This window comes from Campylobacter sp. 2352 PW (genome assembly GCF_024723575.1).
GTDB lineage: Bacteria > Campylobacterota > Campylobacteria > Campylobacterales > Campylobacteraceae > Campylobacter_D.
On sequence record NZ_JANQCX010000001.1, the window covers coordinates 107883 to 127343 of the forward strand.

The 19461-nt window shown below is 29.5% G+C and carries 22 protein-coding genes; 4 read left to right on the forward strand and 18 right to left on the reverse strand.

Annotated elements, in window-relative coordinates:
* Positions 1–2: 2 nt before the first annotated feature.
* Genes CAMP5121_RS00575 through CAMP5121_RS00585 form a run of 3 tightly spaced genes read left to right on the forward strand, consistent with a single transcriptional unit; the run spans position 3 to position 5013 of the window.
* Positions 3–1259, forward strand: coding sequence for a TolC family protein (locus CAMP5121_RS00575; protein ID WP_337214494.1), 1257 nt, complete (start codon positions 3–5; stop codon positions 1257–1259).
* Positions 1256–1996, forward strand: coding sequence for an efflux RND transporter periplasmic adaptor subunit (locus CAMP5121_RS00580; RefSeq protein WP_337214495.1), 741 nt, complete (start codon positions 1256–1258; stop codon positions 1994–1996). Before CAMP5121_RS00575 ends, CAMP5121_RS00580 begins: the two co-directional genes overlap by 4 nt.
* Positions 1997–1998: 2 nt before the next feature.
* Positions 1999–5013 (forward strand): efflux RND transporter permease subunit, encoded by a 3015-nt coding sequence (locus CAMP5121_RS00585; protein ID WP_337214496.1) that lies wholly within the window; start codon positions 1999–2001, stop codon positions 5011–5013.
* Here the strand turns inward: CAMP5121_RS00585 and CAMP5121_RS00590 are convergent, their stop codons facing one another.
* The 18 genes from CAMP5121_RS00590 to CAMP5121_RS00675 form a co-directional block, all read right to left on the reverse strand.
* Positions 5014–5343, reverse strand: a complete 330-nt coding sequence (locus CAMP5121_RS00590) for a Spx/MgsR family RNA polymerase-binding regulatory protein (protein ID WP_263668432.1) — start codon at positions 5341–5343, stop codon at positions 5014–5016.
* The gene (locus tag CAMP5121_RS00595; protein ID WP_337214497.1) at positions 5337–6677 is read right to left on the reverse strand and encodes a class II 3-deoxy-7-phosphoheptulonate synthase; all 1341 of its coding nucleotides are present in this window, start codon (positions 6675–6677) and stop codon (positions 5337–5339) included. The genes CAMP5121_RS00590 and CAMP5121_RS00595 overlap by 7 nt, the downstream gene beginning before the upstream one ends.
* 52 nt (positions 6678–6729) lie before the next feature.
* Entirely contained in the window at positions 6730–7083 is a 354-nt protein-coding gene (locus tag CAMP5121_RS00600; protein ID WP_263674636.1) for a cupin domain-containing protein, read from the reverse strand.
* Between the two features lie 2 nt (positions 7084–7085).
* On the reverse strand, positions 7086–7442 hold the full coding sequence (gene rplS / locus CAMP5121_RS00605; protein ID WP_012661698.1) for a 50S ribosomal protein L19: 357 nt from the start codon (positions 7440–7442) through the stop codon (positions 7086–7088).
* An 11-nt stretch (positions 7443–7453) separates the two neighbouring features.
* Entirely contained in the window at positions 7454–8158 is a 705-nt protein-coding gene (gene trmD / locus CAMP5121_RS00610; RefSeq protein WP_337214498.1) for a tRNA (guanosine(37)-N1)-methyltransferase TrmD, read from the reverse strand.
* A complete protein-coding gene (gene rimM, locus CAMP5121_RS00615; protein ID WP_337214499.1) occupies positions 8155–8679 on the reverse strand; it encodes a ribosome maturation factor RimM in 525 nt (174 codons plus the stop codon). Before rimM ends, trmD begins: the two co-directional genes overlap by 4 nt.
* Positions 8669–8914, reverse strand: a complete 246-nt coding sequence (locus CAMP5121_RS00620) for a KH domain-containing protein (RefSeq protein WP_012661701.1) — start codon at positions 8912–8914, stop codon at positions 8669–8671. Before CAMP5121_RS00620 ends, rimM begins: the two co-directional genes overlap by 11 nt.
* A 2-nt stretch (positions 8915–8916) precedes the next feature.
* The gene (rpsP, locus tag CAMP5121_RS00625) at positions 8917–9144 is read right to left on the reverse strand and encodes a 30S ribosomal protein S16 (protein WP_012661702.1); all 228 of its coding nucleotides are present in this window, start codon (positions 9142–9144) and stop codon (positions 8917–8919) included.
* A gap of 71 nt (positions 9145–9215) precedes the next feature.
* Positions 9216–10553, reverse strand: coding sequence for a signal recognition particle protein (gene ffh, locus CAMP5121_RS00630; RefSeq protein ID WP_263678739.1), 1338 nt, complete (start codon positions 10551–10553; stop codon positions 9216–9218).
* Between the two features lie 64 nt (positions 10554–10617).
* Positions 10618–11370, reverse strand: coding sequence for a pseudouridine synthase family protein (locus CAMP5121_RS00635; protein WP_337214500.1), 753 nt, complete (start codon positions 11368–11370; stop codon positions 10618–10620).
* Positions 11351–12535, reverse strand: a complete 1185-nt coding sequence (gene waaA / locus CAMP5121_RS00640; RefSeq protein WP_337214501.1) for a lipid IV(A) 3-deoxy-D-manno-octulosonic acid transferase — start codon at positions 12533–12535, stop codon at positions 11351–11353. The genes CAMP5121_RS00635 and waaA overlap by 20 nt, the downstream gene beginning before the upstream one ends.
* Positions 12532–13251 (reverse strand): zinc ribbon domain-containing protein, encoded by a 720-nt coding sequence (locus CAMP5121_RS00645; protein ID WP_149062431.1) that lies wholly within the window; start codon positions 13249–13251, stop codon positions 12532–12534. The genes waaA and CAMP5121_RS00645 overlap by 4 nt, the downstream gene beginning before the upstream one ends.
* Before the next feature lie 11 nt (positions 13252–13262).
* Entirely contained in the window at positions 13263–13988 is a 726-nt protein-coding gene (locus CAMP5121_RS00650; protein WP_337214502.1) for a Nif3-like dinuclear metal center hexameric protein, read from the reverse strand.
* Positions 13978–14838: a glycine--tRNA ligase subunit alpha gene (gene glyQ / locus CAMP5121_RS00655; RefSeq protein ID WP_039668538.1), complete on the reverse strand. Its 861-nt coding sequence runs from the start codon at positions 14836–14838 to the stop codon at positions 13978–13980. Before glyQ ends, CAMP5121_RS00650 begins: the two co-directional genes overlap by 11 nt.
* Complete coding sequence (locus tag CAMP5121_RS00660; protein ID WP_039668539.1) at positions 14835–15341, reverse strand: DUF3972 domain-containing protein; 507 nt, start codon at positions 15339–15341, stop codon at positions 14835–14837. The genes glyQ and CAMP5121_RS00660 overlap by 4 nt, the downstream gene beginning before the upstream one ends.
* 9 nt (positions 15342–15350) lie before the next feature.
* Positions 15351–15845 (reverse strand): 5-(carboxyamino)imidazole ribonucleotide mutase, encoded by a 495-nt coding sequence (gene purE / locus CAMP5121_RS00665; RefSeq protein WP_263663130.1) that lies wholly within the window; start codon positions 15843–15845, stop codon positions 15351–15353.
* Entirely contained in the window at positions 15842–17098 is a 1257-nt protein-coding gene (locus CAMP5121_RS00670) for a peptidase U32 family protein (RefSeq protein WP_337214503.1), read from the reverse strand. Before CAMP5121_RS00670 ends, purE begins: the two co-directional genes overlap by 4 nt.
* Positions 17095–17802: a protein phosphatase CheZ gene (locus CAMP5121_RS00675; RefSeq protein WP_240379224.1), complete on the reverse strand. Its 708-nt coding sequence runs from the start codon at positions 17800–17802 to the stop codon at positions 17095–17097. Before CAMP5121_RS00675 ends, CAMP5121_RS00670 begins: the two co-directional genes overlap by 4 nt.
* Before the next feature lie 201 nt (positions 17803–18003).
* On the opposite strand from CAMP5121_RS00675, the gene glnA reads away from it, so the two are divergent.
* Complete coding sequence (gene glnA, locus CAMP5121_RS00680) at positions 18004–19434, forward strand: type I glutamate--ammonia ligase (protein ID WP_337214504.1); 1431 nt, start codon at positions 18004–18006, stop codon at positions 19432–19434.
* The last annotated feature ends 27 nt before the right edge of the window (positions 19435–19461 follow it).

Genomic DNA, 19461 nt, shown 5'->3' on the forward strand with positions numbered 1-19461 from the left:
AAATGAAAATTTTATATTTACTTTTCTTGCCCTTATTTTTGCTAGCTAATAATCTTAAAGAATTTATAGATTTAAGTTTAAACAATGAAAATTACTTACAAAAGCAACTTCAATTTTCAAAAAGTATTTTAGAACAAGAAAGCGTGCAAAATGCTTATTTGCCAAGTTTACATTTAGGTGTTTCTTATCTTGGCTCAAACAAAGATCGCTTTATCATAGAACCTCAAGAAAGTCTAATGAGTACTCTTTCGCTTAAATTTTTGCTTTTTGATGGGGGTAATAGAGAAGCAAAAATCGCTAGCATGCAAAGTCTAAAACAACTTGCTCATCTTGAAAAAGAAAACATGGCAAATTATATAGCGCTTAGTGCTAGTGTTTTGTATTTTAATTATCTTAGTTTAGAAAGTATTATAGCAAGTGATAAACAAAAAGAAATCACTCTGCAAAATCAACTCAAGCGCTTAGAAAATTTTTACCAAGCTGGACTTGCTAGCCAAAGTGAGCTTGAGAGCATAAGAGCAAAATTTGAGTTAAGCTCTTATGAATTGGCTCAAAATGAATTAAAACTATATGAATTAAAAAATGAAATTTATAATCTTAGCAAAACGCATTTTACGCCTTCTTTTCAAAATATTTTACAAGAACCAAGTGCAGAAAAAAACAAAAACTATGAAATAGCCCTTATGCAAGAAAAATTAAATTTAGAAAATTTAAAAATAGACTCTGCTAGAGCTGAGTTGTTTCCAAAAATATTTTTACAAAATAGTTTTAGTTTTTATGATATGAACTATAATCCTAAATTACCACATGAGCTAAAATCAACAAGCGAAAGCTTTTTAAAAGAACATGGACAAAGCAATCGTTTTATTTTAGCTTTTGAGTGGAAAATTTTTGATTTTGGTGCTAATCAAAAAGCTCTAGAAGCTCAAAAATATACAAGTAAAATCACTCAATTAGAGCTTGAAAAAACTAAAAGAAAAGTAGATATAGAACTAGATAATCTTTTACAAGAAATTGAAATTTCTAAAGTTAAAATAAAAGCATTAAATGCAAGTTTCAAAGCAGCTAATTTAGCTTTTGAGGCCATTGAGAAAAAATACACCGCAGGACTTTGCTCATATGTAGAATACCTAAATGTATTAGAATTAAAATACAAAAGTCAAAGTCAGCTTGAACTAGCTAAAAATGAATATGAAATCACGAAAGCAAGGTATTATTTTACAGCTGGAATTGATATAAAAACAAAGGTTTTAGAATGAAATTAGTATTTTTAATTTTATTTTCTCTACTCACTTTAAAAGCTGAAGAAATTTATGCTAGTTTTGATGTGCTTGCACAAAATCAATCAAAATTATCCTTGCAAAGTGCTGGTATAGTTAAAGCAATTTATGTGAATGTTAATGATAAGGTAAAAAAAGATCAAGTTTTACTTAAACTTGAAGATTCTAGTGAGCAAATAGCCTTAAAATTAGCACAAAATGAACACAAACTTGCCACTCTTGCACTAGAACATGCTAAAAGTTCTTTAGAAAAATTTAAAAAGGTACAAGAAGTTATAGATAAGCAAAGTTATGAAAATGTTTTATTTGAGTTTCAAAAAGCACAAAGCTTGCAACAAAAAGCCTTTTTAAATATACAACATTACAAAGACTTAATTGATAAAAAAACTCTAAAAGCACCTTATGATGGGATTATTTCTAACAAATATATCGACATAGGCGATGGAGCTAGGGGAATTTCTCATGTTTTATTTGATTTTTTTTCTTATCCAAAAGTAAAATTGCTTTTAAGTTTTGATGAGAAATTTAAAGATAAGGTAAAAATTGATGATATTTTTATTTATAAAATAGACTCAAATGAAAAAGAATATCAAGGTAAAATCACACTTATTTATCCAAGTATAGACATAAAAACACGAAAAATTTATGCAGAAGTTGAGGCCTTAAACTTTACTCCAGGTTCTTTTGGAGAAGGAAAAATCATCACCAAGGATTAATCTTGTATCGTTTTGCTATTAATAATCCTATTGCTGTTTTGATGTTTTTTATCGCTTTAGTGATTTTTGGTACTTTTTCTATTTTTAGTATGCCCATTAATCTTTATCCAAAAGTAGATATTCCTTTGATTAAAATTACCACCACTGCGAATGGAGATTTAAAATTCATAGAATCTAAAATAACCAAAGAAATAGAAAATGCAATTTCAGATGTACAAGGGATAAAAAATATCAATTCTACAAGTTATAATAATTTTTCTATTTCTGTTGTTGAATTTGAACTAGGCAAAAACTTAGAAGTAGCTGCAAATGATATTAGAGATAAACTTAATACTATTAATCTTCCAGCAAAGCCAACCTTAGAAAAAATATCCCCTGATGCAGGATCTGTTGTATCATTATTTTTAAGCTCCAAAGATCATTTAAAACTTATGCGTAAGATTGACAATGATATAAAACCATTTTTACAGAAAATTTCAGGAGTTGGAACGATCAATGATATAGCCTTTTTAAAACCACAAGTTCAAATCAAACTCCTGCCTAATGCCTTGCAAAAATACCACATTAATGCACTTGATGTAGCTAAAATCATCCAAAGTCATAATTTTAAACAATATCTAGGTGAGTTTGAAAATTCAAAAGATAATTTCACCATCAAAGGATATTTTGAAGCACAAAATTTAAAAGAGTTGGAAAATATACGCATTTTTAGTGGAATATTTTTAAAAGACATAGCAAATATTAGCTATGGCTTAGAAGATCAAAAGCAGTTTGCAATGCTTGATACAAAAAATGGGGTATTGCTTGAGCTTAATAAAATTTCTGGTTACAACTCCTTAAAAGTTATAGAAAATATCAAAAATTCTTTAAAAACATTACAAACAATAGTAGGCAATGAGGTAGAAATTAAAATAGTTTATGATAAAAGCCAAAATATCTTAAAACATATCAATCAAGTTATTTTTGATATGGTTTTTGGCGTGATTTTGACACTTTTAATAGTGTATGTATTTTTAAGAAATATCAGTGCGACTATTTTAGCTTTTATTGTTTTACCAACTTCAATTATTTCTAGTTTTTTTCTCATTAATCTTTTAGGTTATGATATTAATCGCTTAACCATCATAGCTCTTACTTTAAGTATAGGAATTTTTATAGATGATGCTATAGTTATTATTGAAAGTATAGCCAAAAAAGCAAAAACACTCCCTCCTTTACAAGCTTCATTTGAAGGAATCAAAGAAATAGGCTTTAGCGTTTTAAGCATTAGTGCGGTTTTATTGTGTGTATTTATACCTATTGCTTATATGAATTCAGTTCCTGGTTTATTTTTTAATGTATTAGCTACTAGCGTTGCTTCTGGTGTGATTATAAGCTATCTTGTAAGTGTATTTTTAATACCTACCTTAAGTGCTAGATTTTTAAATACTAGCGAAAGCACATTTTATAAAAAAAGTGAATTTTTATTTATAAAACTTGACTTATTTTATGAAAAGCTACTTTATAAAGTTTTAGCTAATAAAATTAAATTTATCTTATCAACGCTTGTTGTAATTATTTTATGTTTTTCTTTAGCTCCTAAAATAGGCTTAGATTTTCTACCTATAGAAGAAGATAGTGAAATACAAGTTTTATTAGAAAGCAAAAACGACTTATCTTTAGAAGCTATGAAAGAAAAAAGTTTAAAAGTATATGAAAATATAAAGCAAGATCCAAGTGTTGCTTATGCATATTTACTTATAGGATATAATGACGCAAAAGAAATTAAAAAAGCAAAAATTTATGTAAAATTAAAACCTTTAAATGAAAGAAAATTCAGACAACCTAAGCTTATTAGCCTTTTTCAAGAAAAATTAAACTCCTATGAAGGCTTAAAGATAAAAGTTTTAGAACTCCCTAAAATAGAAGGAGCAGGCATTGAAGATCCAGTTCAAATTCAAATTTTAGGTGATGATTTAAAGCTAATAAAAGAAGCTATTAATAGAATGAAAGAAGTGTTTTCAAAACACGAAGGCTTTGTTGCTATAGATGATAATGAAGGGGATTTAAAAGAAGAAATTGCTATTAATATCAATAGAGAAAAAGCTGCCAAACTTGGTATTAACCCTCAAGAACTTGCTTATGTCTTGGCTTATTCCTTTGGAAATTTAAGCATTGGAAATATGGATTATAAAAATTTTAAAGATGAAATTATCCTTAGCTTTGATGAAGCTTTTAAGCAAAATCCAACTAGTTTAGAGCTAATAGAACTTAAAAATCATAACAATGAAAGTATAAAACTTGCTAGTATTGCTAGTTTTTCTTATAAAAAAGATCTTTCTTTGATTAACAGACACAATAAAACTACTAGTATAAAACTCACTTCAAGCATAGAAAACATTTCTTTAGGTGAAGTAAGAAAAATTTTTGAGTCCAATTTAGCTTATATTTTAGGAAAAAATAACCTATCTTTTGCTTATTCTGGCTTTTTGGACTTTTTAGATGATACCATTAGTGGATTTTTGTTTTCTATATCTTTGGGAATGATTTTGATTTATTTAATCCTTGCTTCTTTGTATTCAAGTTTAATACTTCCTTTAATCATCATGATAAGCATGCCTTTGGCTTTTGGTGGAGCTTGTTTTGGAATTTTTATCACAGGAAATCACTTTTCTTTATTTGTGCTTGTGGCTATTATTTTGCTTTTTGGAATGGTAGGAAAAAATGCTATATTATTAGTAGATGTAGCTAATAAAAAATGCGATGAAGGTATGGAAGTAGAAAAAGCGCTAATTTATGCAGGAAAAAGTCGTTTAAGAGCCATTTTAATGACAACTTTTGCGATGATTTTTTCCATGCTTCCACTAGCACTTTCAAGGGGTTCTGGTTTTGAAGGAAATTCTCCTATGGCCATTGCTATTATATTTGGTCTTATTAGCTCAACCTTACTTACACTTTTAGTAGTGCCAGCTTTATTTAAATTTGCTCATAATTTAGATGTGAAAATTAAAAAAATCTACCAAAGAGAGAAAATTTAATTAAAAACTCTCATATTCTTTAGCTATAAAAACTTCATCATCTTTTACAATTAATGGGCGTTTTATGAGTGTTGGACTTTCTAAAATCATTGCTTTAATTTCATCTTGGTTTAAATTTTGAAGTTTTTCTTTATTTAAGCCTAATTTTCTAGCACTCATACCCGCTGTATTTACAAGCTCTAAAACACTCCTTTTGCTAAGCCAAAAATCTAAAGTTTCCTCATCTAGCTTTTTAATATCTAAAAATTCAAATTCAATTTGCTTAGAATTTAAATAATCCATAGCTTTTTTAACACTATTGCAATTTTTAATACCATAAAATTTTAACATTTTCTTGCCTTTTTAACTAAGTCTGCTATGATAAATGCTAATTCTAAAGCTTGGTCAGCATTTAATCTTGGATCACATTGTGTTTCATAACGTTTAGAAAGTTCTTCTTGAGTGATATTTAAAGAACCTCCTACACATTCTGTTACATTTTGCCCTGTCATCTCTAGATGTACCCCACCAGGATACACTCCCTCACTCATAGCTATTTCAAAAAACGCACGCACTTCTTGAATGATTTTATCAAATTCTCTTGTTTTAAAATTACCTGATTTAACTGTGTTTGCATGCATAGGATCTATGCTATAAAGTATATTAAATCCTTCTTGTTTTAACTCTTTAAATAATTTTAGCAAGGCATTTTCTATCTTATCACATCCCATACGAATAATGAAATTTAATCTTCCTGCTTCATTATGCGGATTTAAAATACTTACTAACTTTTTAATCTCATCTAAATCATAATTAGCACTAAGCTTAACACCAAGTGGATTTTTCACTCCACTTAAAAAATGCACATGTGCTTCATCTGCTTTTCTAGTACGCTCACCTATCCAAAGCATATGTGCTGAACAATCATAAATTTCCCCGCTTAAACTATCTACCCTAGTTAAAGCCTCTTCATAAGGCAAAAGCAAGGCTTCATGAGAAGTATAAAAGGCTGTTTGAGAAAGATTTGGAGTATCAGTGATACCACAAGCTTGCATAAAAGCTAAGGCTTGAGTGATTTTTTCACTAAGTTCATCATATTTTCTCCCAAGCTCTGCCTTTTTTAAAAAACCCAAATTCCACTTATGCACTACTCTTAAATCCGCTAAACCACCTCTTGAAAAAGCTCTTAATAAATTTAAAGTTGTAGCACTTTGATAATACGCTTCTAGCATTCTTTTAGGATCAGCTATTCTTGATTTTTCATTAAATTCAAAACCATTGATAATATCCCCACGATAACTTGGAAGCTTTACTCCTTCAATTTCTTCAAAATCACTACTTCTTGGCTTTGCAAACTGCCCTGCAACACGCCCTACTTTAACTATAGGGCAAGATCCTGCAAAAGTAAGCACTATAGCCATTTGAAGCATAACTTTGAACATATCTCTTATATTATCAGCGCCAAAATTTACAAAACTCTCCGCACAATCTCCTCCTTGGAGTAAAAATGCTTGAGAATTTACAACCTTAGCAAGGGATTTTTTTAATTTATCCACCTCGCCTGCAAAAACAAGCGGTGGTAATTTTTCTAATTTTTTAACAACTTCTTGTAATTCATTTTCATCAGGATATTGTGGTTGTTGCTGAATTTTATAATTTTTCCAAGAATCTTTAGTCCATTTCATAGCTTAACTTCCTCATTTTAGTAAGCTAAAATTATACAAAATGAGACTTAAATTAAGATTTTAAAACACTTTCAACACGTTCAAGACTATCTTGCTTATACAAAGTTAAGCGCACTATAGAATCTTCTAACGCTAAAAGATTATGGATTTCATGAGCTTTTAAACTTATGCTATCTAGTGTTTTAAGTAGAATTTTTTGGTTTAAAACTCCAAAATCAATGGAGCCTTTTAATACTTGTATAGTAATATCAAAAGGTGCTTTATGATCTTTCATAAAGCTATCTTTTGACATAGTTATGCAGATTTCTTTAGCATAAGCATTTTCTATTTTCTTAGATATATTTATGCCGTTTTGAATTTCTTGTTCCCAGGAAATTACTTCATATATTTGAGTTCTAAATTTCACTTTTATTTTTTAAGTTCTTTAATACGAGCAGCCTTACCTCTTCTATCTCTTAGATAGAATAATCTAGCACGGCGCACACGACCTCTTCTTAATACTGTAATGCTTTCTAAACTTTCACTATAAATAGGGAAAATTCTTTCAACGCCTACATTATTAGCGCCGATTTTACGTACGATGAAAGTTTCATCTACACCATTTCCTCTACGTGCTATACAAATACCTTCAAAATTTTGAATTCTTGTTTTATCGCCTTCTTTAATGCGAATAGCAAGTCTTAAAGTATCTCCAGCACGAAATTCTGGAACATTTTTACCTTCAATTTGTTTTTGCTCAAATTGTTCAATGTATTTATTTTTCATAACGATATTCCTTAAAATTTGCGTTCATGCTTTTGATACAAATCAGGACGAAAATATTTCGTTTTGCAAGACGCCAAAGTAGTTTTTAAAGCTGTGATTTTAGCGTGATTTCCCTTTAAAAACTCTGAAGGCACATAAAATTTTTTATTTTCCTTTTCAAAAATAAAAGGTTTGGAAAACGATGGGGCTTCCAATAAGTCATTTTCAAAACTTTCTTCACTTAAGCTTTCGCTATTTCCAAGAACATCTTGAATATTTCTGCTAATAGCATCACACATCACCAAAGACGCCAACTCTCCACCTGTAAGTATAAAATCACCTATAGAAAATACCTCATTAGCAAATTCTTCCACAATGCGCTCATCCAAACCCTCATATCTACTACTTACAAAGCAAATATGATCTTTCTTACTTAATCTTTTAGCATCAGTTTGTTTAAAAGTCTTAGCGCAAGGCAAAAGAAAAACAAAATGAACATTTTTATCTTGCTTTTTAATATGCCTTAAGCAATCATACAAAGGCTGAGCTTGCAACAAAAGCCCTGCGCCTCCTCCTATTTTATAATCATCTACTTTAAAGTGCTTGTTTGTGGTAAAATTTCTAGGATTAACAAAAGTAAATTCTAATATCCCCTTTTCTTTTGCTCTTGCTAAAATAGAAGTTTGGAAATAAGGCTCAATAAGCTCTGGGAATAAACTTACAAAAGTATATTTCATGAATTTTCTAAAATATCCAAAGCAGATCGTGTGAATATCTTTTTATTTTCTACATCAACTTTTTGAATATATTTATCAACATAAGGAATATAAAAGTTTTTAATCTTTGTCTGTAGTTTTTCATCACATTTTATACAAAATAAAAATCCTGCTCCATTTTCTAAAATGTCTTCAACTACACCTAATTTTTGCTCATTTTCAATAATATCACATCCAATTATGTCAAAATAAAAATACTCATCTTTTTTTAATTTACAAGTTTCTTTTGTAGCTTCAATAGTTTGAAAAAGAGTAATATTAGTTAAGGTTTTGGCAGCTTCAACACTCTCAAAACCTTCAAATAAAACTAAAGATCTAGTTTTATCAAAAGCCTTTATGGTGTAAATTTTTTGATTAATATCAAAAAATTTAGCACCTATTTTAAACTGCTCATAAAAATCACTAAGATTATGTAATCTTACATAACCTTTTAAACCAACACTTTTCCCAAGTTTAGCAACTTGGATCAAATCATTCTTCAATGGCTTTTACCGTTATACGATATGAAGTTGCATCTTTAACTTTATAAGCCATAATGACTGTTTTTATTGCGTTGATTAATTTTCCATTTTTTCCGATCAACTTACCAGTATCAGATGGATCGACATAAATGATAATTTCAGCAAAATTATTTTCTAAATTTTGTCTTTGTATATCAACTTTTTCAGGAAAATCAACAATTAATTTTGCGTATTCTCTTAAAAAATTTTCAACCATTTTTATTTGCTTGTAATAGCTGCTACTCTATCGCTTAATTTAGCACCTACGCTTTTCCAATAAGCTAAACGCTCAGCATCAAATTTTACCACTTCAGGTTCAACCATAGGATTGTAATATCCAATGCTTTCTATCCAGCTACCATCACGTCTTTTTCTACTATCAGTTACAACTATACGATAAAATGGTCTTTTTTTACGTCCCATTTTTGTAAGTCTGATTACTGTCATTTTAATACTCCTAAAAAAATTAAAATTTTGTTATAGATATTTTAACTCATATATCCATAAAAAAGCTTTAATTATTGCGGTCTTTTAGCTTGCTGCAACATATTCATAAAGTTTTCCATTCCTTTTTTGTTTGAAAATTTCTTTGCCAACTTAGCTGCATTACTAAATTGTTTTAAAAAGCGATTTACTTCCATTTGAGATAAACCAGCACCCTCTGCAATACGACGCTTTCTTGCATTATTTAACAAATCAGGATTTTCTCTTTCTTTTGGTGTCATTGATGAAATCATTGCCTTAATATGAATAATTTCTTTGGAATTATCCAAATCAATATCTTTAATATTTGCTGCCATAGATGATAAACCAGGTATCATACCAATGATTGATTTCATACTACCAAGTTTTTTAACACTTTCCATTTGATTTAAAAAGTCATTAAAATTAAATTCACCTTTTTTAATTTTCTTATTAAGTTTTTTTGCTTCTTTTTCATCTATAATAGTGGCAGTTTTTTCAGCCAAAGTCGCCAAATCACCCTCACCCATGATACGATTAACAATTCTATCAGGGATAAATACTTCTAAATCAGCTACTTTCTCACCAACACCAATAAATCTTAAAGGCACACCAATTTGTTTTGCTATACCTAGCGCAACACCACCTTTAGTATCTGCATCAAATTTACTTAAAATAACCCCAGTGATTTCTAAAGCTTCATTAAAGCTACTTGCTGTTTTAACTCCATCTTGACCACTCATAGCATCAGCTACATAAAATACTTCATCAGGATTTAAAATAGCTTTTACATCTTTAAGCTCATTCATCAAAGCCGTATCAATTGCTAAACGGCCGGCAGTATCTACAAGCAAAACATCATACATAGAATTTTTTGCTTTTTCCAAAGCTTGTTTAGCAACATTTAAAGGATTACTTTCATTTTCTATGAAAAATAAATCAAGCTCATTAGCTTGAGTGAGTTGTCTTAGCTGTTCTACTGCAGCTAATCTTTGCAAATCGCATGCAGCAATTAGTACTTTTTTATTTCTTAACTTTAAATAATTAGCAATTTTTACCGTAGTAGTAGTTTTACCACCACCTTGCAGACCACACATCAAAACAACCGTAGGTGGCTTACTAGCAAATACAAAACCTTGATTTTTACCTTTAACACTAAGAATTTCTTCTAAGTTTTTCTTAATTGAGTCTAAAAATTGTTTTTGACCTATACCATTAATTTTTACATCATTTTCTACTAAAGTAAGTAATTCTTTAGTAACTTTATGATGTACATCTGCTTTTAAAAGGGCTTTTTTTAAAGTATCAAGAGCATTTTTTAAAGCTTTTTCATCATCAACAAAACGAAGTTTATTAACTGCGGATTTAAATGACTCACTAACTATTTCAAACACTTTATTTTCCCTTTATTAAAATTTTAAAAAGCTAAATTATAAACCCTTTTAGCTTTAAACGCCTTTAAAAATTTAAATTTTTTATTTCAAAACCATAAGCATTGAAGCTCTCATCAAGTAAGGCTTTAAATTGATAATCAAAAATATGCGTTTCATATGAATGCAAATACATTCTAGAAGAGCTAATTTTTGCATATTTTTCATCACCTATAATACCATGTTTTACATGATTTAAATGCACTCTAATTTGATGTGTTCTACCTGTTTTAATGACTGCTTTTATTAAGGTTTTTTTAGCATTTACCATTAAAGGTATAACCTGAGTATGAGCTTCTAAGCCAAATTTATCGATTTTACTAAAGGCTCCGGATTTATTTTTTATAGTAGTTATTTTTTCACAAATTTCAAGTTCTTCAGCAATCACTCCATCAACAATAGCTAAATAACTTTTATAAACATTTTGTTTTTTGTATTCTTGAATACATTTTAGTCTAAATTCCTCATCTTTACTTAAAAGCAAAACTCCACTTGTCTCCTTATCAAGTCTGTTGATTAATTTAGCATTATAAACACTTTCTAAATTCTCACTAATCTCTCCATAAGGCTTATTTAAAGCTATGATTTTATCATCTTCAAAAAGTATTTTTGCTTTTTTTATTTTTTGCACAACAAATCTTGTTTTAGAACTCATCAAAGCCCTAGCTATAACAACCTTTTTACCCATAGCAAAAACACAGCCTTTGTCAATCAAATCCTTTGCTGCGTTATTAGAAATTTTTTCTTGCATTGCAAGCAATTTATAAGCTTTTTCTTGCATCTAAACCTTCTTTTATACTTAATATAATTTCATTTAAATCACTTTGTTCTTTAAGTTGTGCTTGTGGTAGTTTTTGCTTTAAAAAAACATTTATATCTTTTGCACTCTCACAAATATACAAACCATCAACTTCTTGATATAAACTTTCTTGATTAAAATAATATTTCCCTGAGATAATAACATTATTCCATCTGGCTGCCTCTATAGGATTATGTCCACCTATATTATCTACAAAAGAGCCGCATAAAAAAACCACATCACTAATCTTATAAAAACTTTCTAGCTCACCTAAAGTATCTAGCAATAAACATTTGGCATTAAAAAAATTTGCAAAATTATTTTCGCTTAATGTAAAGTCTGAAAATTTTTGCATATTATAGTGGTTTTTTTGACAAAAATCTTTTAAAATTCCCTCAACCTCGCCAAAACGCTCTGGATGTCTTGGGGCGATAATCAATTTATCGTTTTCTTCTAAATTAATTTCATTAAGTAATAATCGTTCTTCATTTTCATGTGTACTAGCAAATATAATAATCCTAGCTTTGGGCTTGGAATAGTTTTTCACTTGTTCTTGTTTTATATTAGCTTTGATATTTTTATATGCTATAACATTTTTAGCGCCCAAGCATTCTAATCTTTCTTTGTCTTTTTGACTTTGCGCAAACACAACATCAATATATTTAAAAATCAAACGATAAAAAAAGCTAAAACGCTTATAGTTTTTTAAAGATCTATCGCTAATTCTAGCATTTAATAAAACAACTTTTGCATTATAAAATTTAGCCATAAACACAAGCATAAGCCAAAGCTCTGCTTCAAAAATAACCAAAACTTTACAAGGTCTCATCCAAAAAGGTACAAAAATCTCAAAAGGGAAAAAATTTACTTTTTTAGAATATTTTAAAGCTTCACTAAAACCAGTTTGAGTTATGGTTGAAATTTTACAAGCTGGAAAAAGTTTTATTAAAGGAATAAGGCTTTTAATTTCACCAAAAGAACAAGCATGAAAATACACATCACCTTGTTTTTGCCTTAAATTTTTGTAAAGAAAGAATCTTGATTTTAATGATATTTTATACTTTTCCTTACAAAAACTTAAAATCAATAAAAAAGGAGCTGCAATTATATATATAATCACAGCAAAAATATAATAAAAAAAAATCAATTTTGATTTTCTTCTTTTTCTTTGTATAAAATTCTTCCACAATGTGGGCAAGTTATGATTTCATCACCTTTTAAAACAGCCAAATAAGTTTTATCATAAATTCTCATAAAACAGCCATAACAAGCATGTTTTTTTACAGGAACTACTGCAGTATTTCCCGCCCATTTTCTAATTTTTTCATAAAAAGTTAAAACTTTTTGATTTATTTCACCTACTAATTTTACCTTTTTATCATAAATTTGTAATCTTTCTTTTTCAATATCCACTAAAACAGTTTTAGTTTGAGCATCGATTTGATCCACTTCATTTTCAAGTTCGCTTCTTTTAGCTTGCAATTCTTGTATAAACTTTTCTTTATTTTCTAAAATTTTATCCAATCTTTCAATTTCTTCATTTGCTGCATCAAGTTGTTCTTTGGCTATATCCTCTTCAATTTTTAAAGCATTTGCTTCTTTTTCGGTTTTTACCGCTGCACTTTTTTTGGCTATTTCTTTTATTTTTACACCAAATTCTGCAATATGATTGTTGTTTTGAATTTTTTGATTTTCTATATCTTTAATATCTTTCTCAAAACCTGCAATTTCTTCTTCTGTTTTATCAAGTAAATTGCGTTTTTCTTTTAAATCTTTTGTAGCATCTTCTACTTTATTTGCAAAACCATCAAGTTCTTTATCAATTTGCGATAAAGCTATAAGTTGTTCTAAATATTTACTCATTGAAATTTTCCTTAAAAATATTGAAATGGATTTTTTGAAACTGATATTATAACTTCTAAATGAAATTTTTGCAAATCTTTTGCTAAAATTTTACCAAAACAAGATTCGCTTTCATAGTGTCCTATATCAATCAAACTAAGTTTATTATGATAACTTTCCAAAGCTTGATGATATTTAAAATCTCCGCTTAAAAAGCAATCTACCTTAACACTAGAAATTAAATCTCCTCCACTACCTGTGCATATTGCTAAAGTTTTAATTTTCTCATTACCTGCATTTACAACTCTTATGCAATCAAGCTTTAAACTTTTTTTCACATGATTAATTAAATCGCTAAATTTAAAATCAACATCACAATAAATTAAAAACTCATTTTGTTCTTTAATCTTAAGACCTAAAATTTCACGAGCAAAATAAGCATTTAAATGACTTAAGTCAAAATTCGTATGCATAGCAATTAAAGCTATGTTTTTTTGTATCATTTTAGTAAGAATATTTTGCGGATAAAACACCCCGCTTAAGTTTTTTAAACCTTTAAAAATCAAAGGATGATGAACTATAAAAAGTGAATTTTCACGTGCATTTTCAATTAAATGCATATCCACATCAAGAGCAAGATAAATTTGATTTATTTCTTGATCTAAAGTTCCAAGTAATAGGCCGCTATTATCCCATGAACTTTGCGTACTAAATGGGCTAATAGTATCCAAATAATCATAAATTTCTTTAATTTTCATCTAAACTTTCTTTATACACCAAAGCACAATTTTTAGATAATTCTCTAATTTTAAGCATAAAGTCTTGTCTTTGAGTTACTGAAATAGCTCCTCTTGCATCAAGCAAATTAAAAGTGTGCGCTGCTAACATACAATAATCATATGCAGGCAAAGCAAGCTTTGCTTCTAATGCATTTTTACACTCATTATAGGCATTTTCAAATTGCACATTTAAAGTTTTAACATCACTTACTTCAAAATTATATTTACTAAATTCAAACTCACCTTGCTTATGAACATCTTTATAAGTAATTTTTTCACCGTTAAATTCATTCCAAACTATGTCATATACATTATCTACATCTTGCAAATACATTGCGAGTCTTTCTAAGCCATAGGTAATTTCAGCACTTACTAAATCTACGCTTATACCGCCAACTTGTTGAAAATAAGTAAATTGTGTTACTTCCATGCCATCAAGCCAAACTTCCCAACCCAGACCCCAAGCACCTAAACTTGGACTCTCCCAGTTATCCTCAACAAAACGAATATCATGTGATTTTAAATCAAAACCTAAATTTTCTAAACTTTTTAAATATAATTCTTGGATGTTATCAGGGCTTGGTTTAATCAAAACTTGAAATTGATAATAAGCACCTAGTCTATTAGGATTTTCACCATATCTTCCATCAGTTGGTCTTCTACTTGGTGCTACATAAGCAGCTGCCCAAGGTTTTTTACCCAAACTTCTTAAAAAAGTTGCAGGATGAAAAGTCCCTGCACCTGCTGGAAAATCATAAGGTTGCATAATGGCACAACCTTGTTTTTGCCAAAATTCTTGTAAGTTTAATATCATTTGAGAAAAAGTCATTTTTCTTCCTTTATTTCTTCTGGCTTTTCAGGTGAATTTGCATATAACTCTACTGTTTTATTCCACATCATTTTGTATTTTCTTTTTAGAAATTCCACTTCATTGCGCGCATATTTGAGTTGCTCGTTAAGATTTTCTATGGTTTTTCTATCTTCATCATAAAGTTCTTGCATAGAATAAAGAGCATCTTTTAAAAATTTATTCTCACCCTTTAAAGCTTCTAAGGTCTCATCTTTAGCATCAAGAACTTTTTCGTGTAAGTTTAAAATAGTTCCTATGGTTTTTTCTACAAAACTTTCTCCTGCTAAAGTCATAGAATTTACCATAGCAGGTTGCTTTGAGCTTGTTGGAACCACACTAAATGTTCCTTGATTAGCCTCAATATAAATTTCACCCTCTTCTTCTTTGAAATTTAAAGCACCATTTGCCATCATTCCTTTTACAACATCTTCAGATAAATGCACTAATTGACAAAATTCTTTTAACTTCAAGTAAGTTTGCATAAATACTCCTTAAAGAAAAACTTCAATTGTACTAGAATCTTGAATTAATTTTTCTTGTTGTTTTTTTCTATCTTCTAATAATTTTTGCGCTAAAGATTCATCCTCTATAGCTAAAATTTGTACAGCTAAATAAGCTGCATTAATAGCCCCTGCTTTGCCTATAGCCAAAGTTGCTACAGGAATTCCACTTGGCATTTGCACAGTAGAAAATAAAGAGTCCATACTTGCTAAATTACTTCCTGGCATAGGTATGCCTAAAACAGGTTTTGTTGTATGTGCTGCAACAGCTCCTGCTAAATGCGCCGCCATACCTGCTGCTGCAATAAATACTTTTGCACCTTTTTCTTCGGCATTTTTGATGTATTCTTGGGTTCTTTGAGGACTTCTGTGTGCTGAAGTGATTAAAATTTCATATTTAACATCAAATTTTTCCAAAATTCCCAAAGCTTCTTTCACTACATCATAATCACTCTTACTTCCCATCAATATAGAAACAAATTTCATTCAACACTCCTTCTTAAAAAGCTAAATTCTGGAAGCTTAAACGGTAAAGTAATTTCATTTTCATTACCACTATGAATTTCACTAAATTCTTTATTATTTTTGGCCAATAATTGCTTAAAAACTATAAATTTCTTACCATCATTTTCATAGATTAAACCTAGTTTATTTTCTCCTAATTCTATATTAGAATTAACCGGAGCTAAAATTTCATATTCTTTGTTTAATTCTATCTTGCCTTTACATTTAAAAAACTCACCATCTTCACTAATAGCATGCACTTGATGAGTTCCTTCTTCTATGCTTGTATTGTGATTAATAGAATCGGTTTTTTCATAGGCTCTTGAGACTAAATATCCATCCGTAAAACCTCTGTGTTTTAAAGTATGGATTTCTTTTTCATATTTAGCAGCATCAAAAGTGTCTTCCAATACATCTTGCACTGCCATTTTATATGTTCTTGTAGTTAAAGCTACATAATACTCACTTTTTGTTCTTCCTTCTATTTTAAAAGCATGAATACAATTTTCTTGCATGATCTTTTGAATATATGAGCTTAAATTTAAATCTTTAGAATTAAATACATGTGTGCCATTTTCATCTTCTTCTAATCTAAAAAGTGTATTTGTCTCTGGATTTTTCGCATAAAGCTCATAATTAAATCTACAATCATTTGCGCAAGAACCACGATTGCTCATGCGTCCACTTTGTACTGAGCTTATTAAACATCTACCAGAATATGCAAAGCACATAGAGCCATGCACAAAACTTTCAAGCTCGATATCACAATTGTTTTTCAAATCTTTTGCATCTTTTAAACCAAGCTCCCTTGCTATAACAACACGCTTAGCTCCAATGTCTTTATAGACTTGAGCGTCTAAATAGTTTAAAATATTAGCTTGAGTGGATACATGAAGATTGATTTCAGGTGCAAGTTCTTTAACTAAACGCATAGCACCTACAGAAGCTACTATAAAAGCATCAGGTTTCATTTCTTTTAATTTTAAAATATGCCTTTTTAAACCCTCAATTTGTGAACTAAAATGAAAACCATTAATGGTTACATAAATTTTTTTTCCTCTTGTATGAGTATAATCAATAGCCTCTTTAAAAGTTTCATAATTGAAATCCCTAGCAGTTCTTGCTCTTAATGAAAAATTACTCACTCCCGCATAAACAGCATCAGCTCCATAAGCCAACGCTATTTTTAATTTTGTAAAATTTCCCGCAGGAGCTACTATTTCAGGAATAATCATTTTTTGCCTAAACTTGCGATTAATGCCTCAATATCATCATTGCTTACAACATCTGTAGTTGTATCACCTTCAATATGCACAGCCGATCCTACGCGTTTTTCATCATCAATTTTACCTTCAAATAAACTACTCATATATCTACTTAAAGCTCTCATAACATTAATAACACGTTCGATTTTTTGACGGTGAATATCTTGGTATTGCATAGCATCCATTGCCATCATAACCTCATCTTGTCCAGTTTGTAAACAACCCGTGATTTCATCTATAATATTTTTAGCATTATTGTTAGTTTCTATAGCTTCTTTAAAGCTTACAACATTAGGAAATTTTGCATTTAGCTTTTCAAAAATTTCTATATTTTTATTCAGAGCATCACTAATTACACAAAGCTCATTTTCTGAATTTGCAAAGAAATCATTAATAATTTCTAACTTTTCCATCATTTCAGTAGCTTTGATTTCACTATCTCTTGTAACATCATCAAGCTGATGCACAACTTTATGTTCTTTGCTAGGTGGTGGTGGTGGCCATGCCATATCTGCTCTTGCTTTATAATCACCATTAATCATTGCATCAACAATTTGTTTATTTTTTTCCTCATCTTCATACTCTGTTTCAGGCTTTGTTTCTGTTTCTTCTACAGAATCAAGATCTAAATCTTCAGTGCTATTCATTAAAGCATCTAATTCTTCTTGAGTCATTTTTACACCTTTTTAATATAAAAAACTAATGTGAAATTATATTATAAAAAAATATAAACCAATATTAATTTTGTTAATTAATTATATAAATTAATATTTTTTTGTATTTGACCATAAAAAAAATATTAATTTAAACTTAATTTAATAAAAATATACTACAATCTTAAAAAATAAATTAATACCTATTAAAAAGGAGAGGAAATGGGTAAGTTTGTAAATAACATTGGTGAGTTTTTTAGTTATTGTCAAGAACATGAGGTTTTATTTGTTGATTTTAGATTTACTGATATGATAGGCACTTGGCACCATATTACTTACAATATAAAAGCAATTGATGATAAAACTTTTGAAAATGGAATTCCTTTTGATGCAAGCTCTTTACACGGTTGGCAACCTATAGAAAAATCGGATATGATTTTAAAACCTGATGTAGAAAGCGCATTCTTAGATCCATTTACAGCAGATCCTACTATCATAGTAATTTGTGATGTATATGATATTTATAAAGATCAAATGTATGAAAAATGTCCAAGAAGTATTGCCAAAAAAGCAATGCAACACTTAAGTACAAGCAATATCGCCGATACAGCTTATTTTGGTCCTGAAAATGAATTTTTTATTTTTGATAATGTAAAAATAGTTGATTCTTCTCATTGTGCAAAATATGAAGTAGATACTGAAGAAGGTGAATGGAATGATAATAAAGATTTCACAGATAGTTACAATAACGGACATCGCCCAAGAAATAAAGGCGGATATTTTCCTGTAAGTCCTATTGATTCTAGCGTGGATATTAGAGCTGAAATGGTGCAAGTTTTAGAAAGAGTGGGTTTAAAAACTTTCGTACATCACCATGAAGTAGCACAAGGACAAGCTGAGATTGGTGTAGAATTTGGAAATTTAGTTGAAGCTGCTGATAATGTACAAATTTACAAATATGTAGTAAAAATGGTAGCACATTTAAATGGAAAAACAGCAACCTTTATGCCAAAGCCACTCTATGGAGATAATGGAAGTGGTATGCATGTACATATGAGTCTTTGGAAAGATGGAGTAAATTTATTCTATGATAAAGAAGGCTATGGAAAATTGAGCGAATGTGCGATTAATTACATCGGTGGAATTTTAGCTAATGCAAGAAGTGTTGCCGCATTTACCAATCCTAGCTCAAATTCCTATAAAAGAATAGTTCCAGGTTTTGAAGCACCTTGCATTTTAACTTATTCTTGTCAAAATCGCTCTGCAAGTTGTCGCGTTCCTTATGGTATTAACGAAAAAAGCGCAAGAGTAGAAATTAGATTTCCTGATAGCACTTCTAATCCTTACTTGGCTTTTACAAGCTTACTTATGGCAGGACTTGATGGTATTAAAAACAAAACCATACCGGTTGGCCCTATGGATGAAAATTTATTTGCACTAACCCTAGATGAGATTAGAGAAAAAGGTATAGAGCAATTACCTCACACTTTAAGAGGATCTTTAGAAGCACTCATTAGAAAAAATGCTTTCTTAAAACCTGTTATGAGTGATGTGTTTATTGATGATTATCAACATATGAAATTTGAAACCCAAGTATGGCCTGTAGAAGCTAGACCAACTGCATATGAGTTTAAAACTTGTTATTCTTGCTAATTTTTGATGCCTTTTTGGCATCAAAAA

What these genes read in the sequence shown, in the direction of transcription:
- CAMP5121_RS00575 (WP_337214494.1), top strand. Translation starts at nt 3, where the DNA reads ATGAAAATTTTATATTTACTTTTCTTGCCCTTATTTTTGCTAGCTAAT.
- CAMP5121_RS00580 (WP_337214495.1), top strand. Translation starts at nt 1,256, where the DNA reads ATGAAATTAGTATTTTTAATTTTATTTTCTCTACTCACTTTAAAAGCT.
- CAMP5121_RS00590 (WP_263668432.1), bottom strand. Translation starts at nt 5,343, where the DNA reads ATGTTAAAATTTTATGGTATTAAAAATTGCAATAGTGTTAAAAAAGCT.
- CAMP5121_RS00595 (WP_337214497.1), bottom strand. Translation starts at nt 6,677, where the DNA reads ATGAAATGGACTAAAGATTCTTGGAAAAATTATAAAATTCAGCAACAA.
- rplS (WP_012661698.1), bottom strand. Translation starts at nt 7,442, where the DNA reads ATGAAAAATAAATACATTGAACAATTTGAGCAAAAACAAATTGAAGGT.
- trmD (WP_337214498.1), bottom strand. Translation starts at nt 8,158, where the DNA reads ATGAAATATACTTTTGTAAGTTTATTCCCAGAGCTTATTGAGCCTTAT.
- CAMP5121_RS00620 (WP_012661701.1), bottom strand. Translation starts at nt 8,914, where the DNA reads ATGGTTGAAAATTTTTTAAGAGAATACGCAAAATTAATTGTTGATTTT.
- rpsP (WP_012661702.1), bottom strand. Translation starts at nt 9,144, where the DNA reads ATGACAGTAATCAGACTTACAAAAATGGGACGTAAAAAAAGACCATTT.
- CAMP5121_RS00635 (WP_337214500.1), bottom strand. Translation starts at nt 11,370, where the DNA reads ATGCAAGAAAAAGCTTATAAATTGCTTGCAATGCAAGAAAAAATTTCT.
- CAMP5121_RS00645 (WP_149062431.1), bottom strand. Translation starts at nt 13,251, where the DNA reads ATGAGTAAATATTTAGAACAACTTATAGCTTTATCGCAAATTGATAAA.
- CAMP5121_RS00650 (WP_337214502.1), bottom strand. Translation starts at nt 13,988, where the DNA reads ATGAAAATTAAAGAAATTTATGATTATTTGGATACTATTAGCCCATTT.
- glyQ (WP_039668538.1), bottom strand. Translation starts at nt 14,838, where the DNA reads ATGACTTTTTCTCAAATGATATTAAACTTACAAGAATTTTGGCAAAAA.
- CAMP5121_RS00660 (WP_039668539.1), bottom strand. Translation starts at nt 15,341, where the DNA reads ATGCAAACTTACTTGAAGTTAAAAGAATTTTGTCAATTAGTGCATTTA.
- purE (WP_263663130.1), bottom strand. Translation starts at nt 15,845, where the DNA reads ATGAAATTTGTTTCTATATTGATGGGAAGTAAGAGTGATTATGATGTA.
- CAMP5121_RS00670 (WP_337214503.1), bottom strand. Translation starts at nt 17,098, where the DNA reads ATGATTATTCCTGAAATAGTAGCTCCTGCGGGAAATTTTACAAAATTA.
- CAMP5121_RS00675 (WP_240379224.1), bottom strand. Translation starts at nt 17,802, where the DNA reads ATGACTCAAGAAGAATTAGATGCTTTAATGAATAGCACTGAAGATTTA.
- glnA (WP_337214504.1), top strand. Translation starts at nt 18,004, where the DNA reads ATGGGTAAGTTTGTAAATAACATTGGTGAGTTTTTTAGTTATTGTCAA.